This window comes from Kocuria carniphila (assembly GCF_004136555.1).
GTDB lineage: Bacteria > Actinomycetota > Actinomycetes > Actinomycetales > Micrococcaceae > Kocuria > Kocuria carniphila.
In genome coordinates, this window is sequence record NZ_NOIT01000033.1 from 1 (window position 1) to 4,941 (window position 4,941).

The following is a 4,941-nucleotide window of genomic DNA, read 5'->3' on the forward strand; positions in this document are numbered from 1 at the left end:
TGGATGGCAGGGCAACAAAGCCATACCCGGCCGAGCGACCAGACCCCCCGACTATCGGGGGTACTCACAAGGTAACGGGGGACCGAGGGAATGGCATTGAGCCCGTCGCAGGGGCGCCCACCGGGACTGCACCCGGCGCTGTCGATTCGCCAAGGGTTCGCGCTCCTTGAAGAGGCCGGGTCAGTGCGCAACCTCCTTCACGACTCCGTGGAAGCGATGCGAAGCCTTCGCTTCGTCTCCCTGCACGGTGAAGGCATGTTACCTCTGGATAGCATCGGCGTGGAGAAGGCCCGGCGAAACGGAAGTCCACCACGTCCCCGTTCATCAATCAATCACCAGGCCTGCCCCGCAATGACTCATGATGTTTCCGGTCATTGTTAGTCCGCCGATCTCGCTTGATCGCGCATCGAACCGGACACCAGTGCCACCGACAACCATAGCGATCTCAACGGTCACAAGCGGAAATGAGATCGTATCCTCGAGACTAAGGATCCTGGGGTGCTTCGCGCCTAGGCTCTCCGCGGAGTCCCACTGCTTGAACCGGATTCGGACATCATCGCCGTTCGAGTAGCGCACCCGTAGATAGCTCCCGTTGGGCGGACTCTCGACATCTAGCGGATCACCCGCAATATCCCAATCATTCGCCAGAAGTTGAGCACGACGCTCATGCGAAGCGGTCAGCATGCGCATGTTAAGGAGAAGGTAGCCGTCCTCATCGCGCTCAAACCAGATCAGGGGCTCACCTCTAAAGACGACCATATGAGGCGTCTCGTGATAGTAATTGCCGCCCACAATCGCGACGACCTCACGTCGCATCCACTCGAACCGGCCTCGTACTGTGGCAGATTGCGGCCCGGTCTTGAGCTCTCGGCATTGCTCGACAGTCAGAGCGTCCGCCTTGGCATGGTGATTCGCGCAGAGAGCGAGCATCCCACTTGAGTTGTGATGCCTCTCCACATGCCATGGCGGATCGAAGTGGTGATATTCCAGATAGGGATTTCCGCACCCACCCACAGGGCAACCGAACCCGACCTCACGCCGCAACTGCCGCCGCACATCCGTGGGAGGTCTACGCTGAATCTCTTGCATGTTTGGGATCTCCTACTAGCCAAACTGGGCGAATCTCCACCGCCTCGGTACCGAGCAGCTCGCGCGTCTCCTCCATGAGGCCGGAGGCACGCATCAGCACGTTGCCGTCCACGCGGTCCACCTCCACGAGGATGTCGAAGTCACTACCAGGACGCGCATCGCCCCGCGCAACCGATCCGAAAAACACCGGGCTCGTCGCGCCGTACTTCGCGGTCAGACGGTCGAGCTCGTCGCGGCGCGACTCGATGAGCTCTCGCAGAGCCAGAGCCTCCGCGGCCACGGCGCTGATAGGCATGCCCTCAGGTTACGCGGGCACGCCTGCGCCGCCAGACGTTAGACATTGAACCTAAACTCCACCACGTTCGGTAGCCGAATAACCTTTGACGTAGATTGACTCCATGAGTGCTGAGCCTCGGCGGGCCGCCGTCTACATGCGGATCTCTCAGGATCGCGAGAACCGTCGCCTGGTGTGGACCGCGACAGGGAGGACGCCGAGGCGCTCATCAAGGCTAGCGGATGGACTCCAGCAGGGGACTACGAGGACAACGACATCTCCGGCAGTGGAGTTCTCCGATGGCGCCATCGCCCCCGCCCTGCTGGGCGAGGATCTGACGGTGGGCCCCACACGACCGCGGCGGGCACGCGCCTGCCGGCCGCGCGGCGGGCAATCGCGGCGGCGCTGGCCGGTGCCAGCGGCGGCCCGAACGGCCCGGACGGCTTCCGGGTCACCGGGCGGCGCCCGCCCCCGCCACCACGAGGTCGATGAGCCTGCGGAGCACCACATCGACGTTCTCGCCGTCGATCCGTCTCTGCCGGGAGCGGTTGAGCTCGGCCAGCACCCCGGCGACGATGAGGCGGGCGCCGGCCGCCGCAGCCGCACCGGGCTCCTCGCCGGCAGTGCCTGTCGCACCGTCCCGCGCCGCTCCGATCGCACCGGAAGCGTCGGCTCGGCCGTCCTGCAGGCGTGCGGCGATCTTCTCTTCGAGGCGATCGACGTGGTCGAGGACCCGCCGGCGATGCGGCATGTCCGCACCGAAGAGGATCTCGCGTGCGACCCACGCCGCAAGCTCGGACCAGCGCCGCATCGCGGTGACGAGCGGCGAGATCAGCTCCGCGATCCGGTCCGCGGTCTCCCCGCCCGCCGTCGCGGCGCCGGGCGCGGCGAACGCAGAGAGCGAAGGAGTGGTCGTCGCGCGCTCGTGGGCTCCCCAGAGCGCATCGACGACCATCATGAGCAGCTCGACCTTCGTCGCCGCGTACTGGAAGACAGTGCCCTCGGCCACATCCGCCGCGCGCGCGACCTCGCTCATCGAGGTCCGCTCGAAACCGCGCTCCTCGAACAGCGCGCGCGCCGCGGCGAGGATGCGGGCGCGCTTCTCCGCCTTCGCCCGCTCGCGCCTGCCCAGCGTCGCCGAGGGCGCCAGCTCCGTGTCATCCCGAGTGTCCATGCGGCCATTGTAGTCGACTCAATTCTGAGTACACTCAATATCGAGGCCGGCTGATCGGCATCCGGCACGCGACGGGAAGGATGGATCATGCAGCACACGGCAGGTAACTACGAGGCGTTCGCGCGTCCCCGCCCCGCACAGCACGCGCAGGAGACGAAGGCCTACATCGTCGGCAGCGGGCTGGTCGGGCTCGCGGCGGCCGTCTTCCTCATCCGCGACGCCGGGGTCCCCGGCGCCAACGTCACGATCCTCGAGAAGGGCGAGATCGCCGGCGGTGCGCTCGACGGCCTCGACGTCCCGGAGAAGGGCTTCGTCATCCGCGGCGGCCGGGAGCTGGAGAACCACATGGAGTGCCTGTGGGACATGATGCGCTCCATCCCCTCCCTCGAGCTCGAGGACGCCTCCGTGCTCGACGAGTTCTACTGGCTCAACAAGGACGACCCCAACTACTCGCTGCGCCGCGCCACCGTGCGCCGGGGCGAGGACGCCGGCCACGAGGGCCGCTTCGACCTGCCGAAGCGGGCGCAGAAGGACCTGTTGAAGATCTTCCTCGCCGAGCGTGCGGAGATGGAGGGCAAGCGCATCGACGAGGTGATGGGCCGCGAGTTCCTCGACTCGCCGTTCTGGATGTACTGGCGGACGATGTTCGCCTTCGAGGAGTGGCACTCCGCGCTCGAGTTCAAGCTCTACCTCCACCGCTTCATCCACCACATCGGCGGACTGCCCGACTTCACGGCGCTGAAGTTCACGAAGTACAACCAGTACGAGTCCTTCGTCCTGCCGCTCATGCACTACCTCACCGAGCACGGCGTCGTCTTCCGCTCCGGCGCCGAGGTCCTCGATGTGGACTTCGCCCACCGCAACGGCGAGATCCGCGCCACCGCGATCCGCTGCCGCCGCGACGGCGCCGAGGAGACCATCGAGCTCGGCGAGCACGACCTCGCGCTCATGACGATCGGCTCGCTCGTGGACAACTCCGATGACGGCGACCACCACACGCCCGCAGCCCTCAACGAGGGCCCGGCCCCGGCCTGGGACCTGTGGAAGCGCATCGCGAAGAAGGACCCGGCGTTCGGGCGTCCGGAGGTCTTCTGCTCCTCGATCGAGGAGACGAAGTGGGAATCGGCCACCGTCACGACGCTCGATGAGCGCATCCCCGCCTACATCGAGCGCATCGCCCAGCGCGATCCGTTCAGCGGCCGCGTGGTCACCGGCGGCATCGTCACCGCCGAGGACTCCTCCTGGCTGCTGAGCTGGACGGTCAATCGCCAGCCGCACTTCAAGAAGCAGCCGAAGGATCAGATCGTCGTCTGGGTCTACGGTCTGTTCGTCGACGTCGACGGCGACTACGTGAAGAAGCCCCTGGCGCAGTGCACCGGCGAGGAGATCACCCAGGAGTGGCTCTACCACCTGGGCGTGCCCGCCGATGAGATCCCCGAGCTCGCGGCGACCGGCGCCCGGTGCGTGCCGGTCATGATGCCCTACGTGACGAGCTTCTTTATGCCCCGCCGCGCGGGCGACCGGCCGCAGGTCGTGCCGGAGGGGGCGGCGAACTTCGCGTTCCTCGGGCAGTTCGCGGAGACCGGCCGCGACACGATCTTCACGACCGAGTACTCGGTGCGCACCGGCATGGAGGCCGTCTACGAACTCCTCGACGTGGAGCGCGGCGTGCCGGAGACCTGGGGCTCCACGTACGATGTGCGCGACCTGCTCGAGGCCTCGGCGCGCATGCGCGACGGCAAGAAGGTGGAGATGCCCGGCCCGGCCGCGCTGCGCGGCTACCTGCGCGGCAGGCTCGAGCACGGGGAGATCGGCCAGCTCCTCGAGGAGCACGGCCTCATCTGAGTCCCGCCCACCGCGGGTGCGCCTCGGGCCCGGTCCCGAGGCGCGCCTAGGCTGGTCCCATGTCGCCCACCGCTCCCCTCGGCTCCGAATCCCGCCTGCCCGCCGCCTGGCGGCCCTGGCGCCGGCCCTCGCCGCTGGCCGGTGCGCGGCCCACGCCGGCCCAGCTCGCCGCGGCGGCGGACGGCCCGGCTCGCGACGACGTGCCGCCGCTGCCCGGCGATGCCGAGTCCGCGGGCCTGGTGCGCCTGCTCATCGTGGGCATCACCGCATGCCGTCAGGCCTTCGACCGTCCCGGTGCGGTGCTCGGGGTGCAGCCGGTGGCCGATGAGTCCGGGGCGCCGTGGGTGCCGGGGTGGCCGGACGGGGTGGCCCTGTGGGCGCTGCCCAACCCCAGCGGGCTCAACGTCCATGAGACCGCCGCGACGCTGGCGCAGAAGTGGCGGGAGGTGTGGGCGGCCACCGGCGCCCCGCCCGCCTCCCTTAGCCTCGATCCACCGACTCAGGTTAGGGCCGGCGGCCGATATCCCGGATCGGCACTGAGCCGTTTTTTGGCGTGACG

At 67.9% G+C, this 4,941-nt stretch carries 5 protein-coding genes; 2 read left to right on the forward strand and 3 right to left on the reverse strand.

The window, feature by feature from the left end:
- Window positions 1–324 precede the first annotated feature (324 nt).
- The 3 genes from EWV37_RS15280 to EWV37_RS15295 form a co-directional block, all read right to left on the reverse strand.
- Window positions 325–1,089: an HNH endonuclease gene (locus EWV37_RS15280; protein WP_129702493.1), complete on the reverse strand. Its 765-nt coding sequence runs from the start codon at window positions 1,087–1,089 to the stop codon at window positions 325–327.
- On the reverse strand, window positions 1,070–1,384 hold the full coding sequence (locus EWV37_RS15285; RefSeq protein ID WP_129702494.1) for a nucleotidyltransferase family protein: 315 nt from the start codon (window positions 1,382–1,384) through the stop codon (window positions 1,070–1,072). Before EWV37_RS15285 ends, EWV37_RS15280 begins: the two co-directional genes overlap by 20 nt.
- A 430-nt stretch (window positions 1,385–1,814) precedes the next feature.
- The gene (locus EWV37_RS15295; RefSeq protein WP_129702495.1) at window positions 1,815–2,537 is read right to left on the reverse strand and encodes a TetR/AcrR family transcriptional regulator; all 723 of its coding nucleotides are present in this window, start codon (window positions 2,535–2,537) and stop codon (window positions 1,815–1,817) included.
- 87 nt (window positions 2,538–2,624) lie between these two features.
- Here EWV37_RS15295 and EWV37_RS15300 point away from each other — a divergent pair, with 87 nt between their 5' ends.
- Together EWV37_RS15300 and EWV37_RS15305 are read left to right on the forward strand one after the other, a co-directional pair.
- Entirely contained in the window at window positions 2,625–4,382 is a 1,758-nt protein-coding gene (locus EWV37_RS15300; RefSeq protein WP_129702496.1) for an oleate hydratase, read from the forward strand.
- A gap of 59 nt (window positions 4,383–4,441) precedes the next feature.
- Entirely contained in the window at window positions 4,442–4,939 is a 498-nt protein-coding gene (locus EWV37_RS15305; RefSeq protein ID WP_193554328.1) for a uracil-DNA glycosylase family protein, read from the forward strand.
- Window positions 4,940–4,941 lie beyond the last annotated feature (2 nt).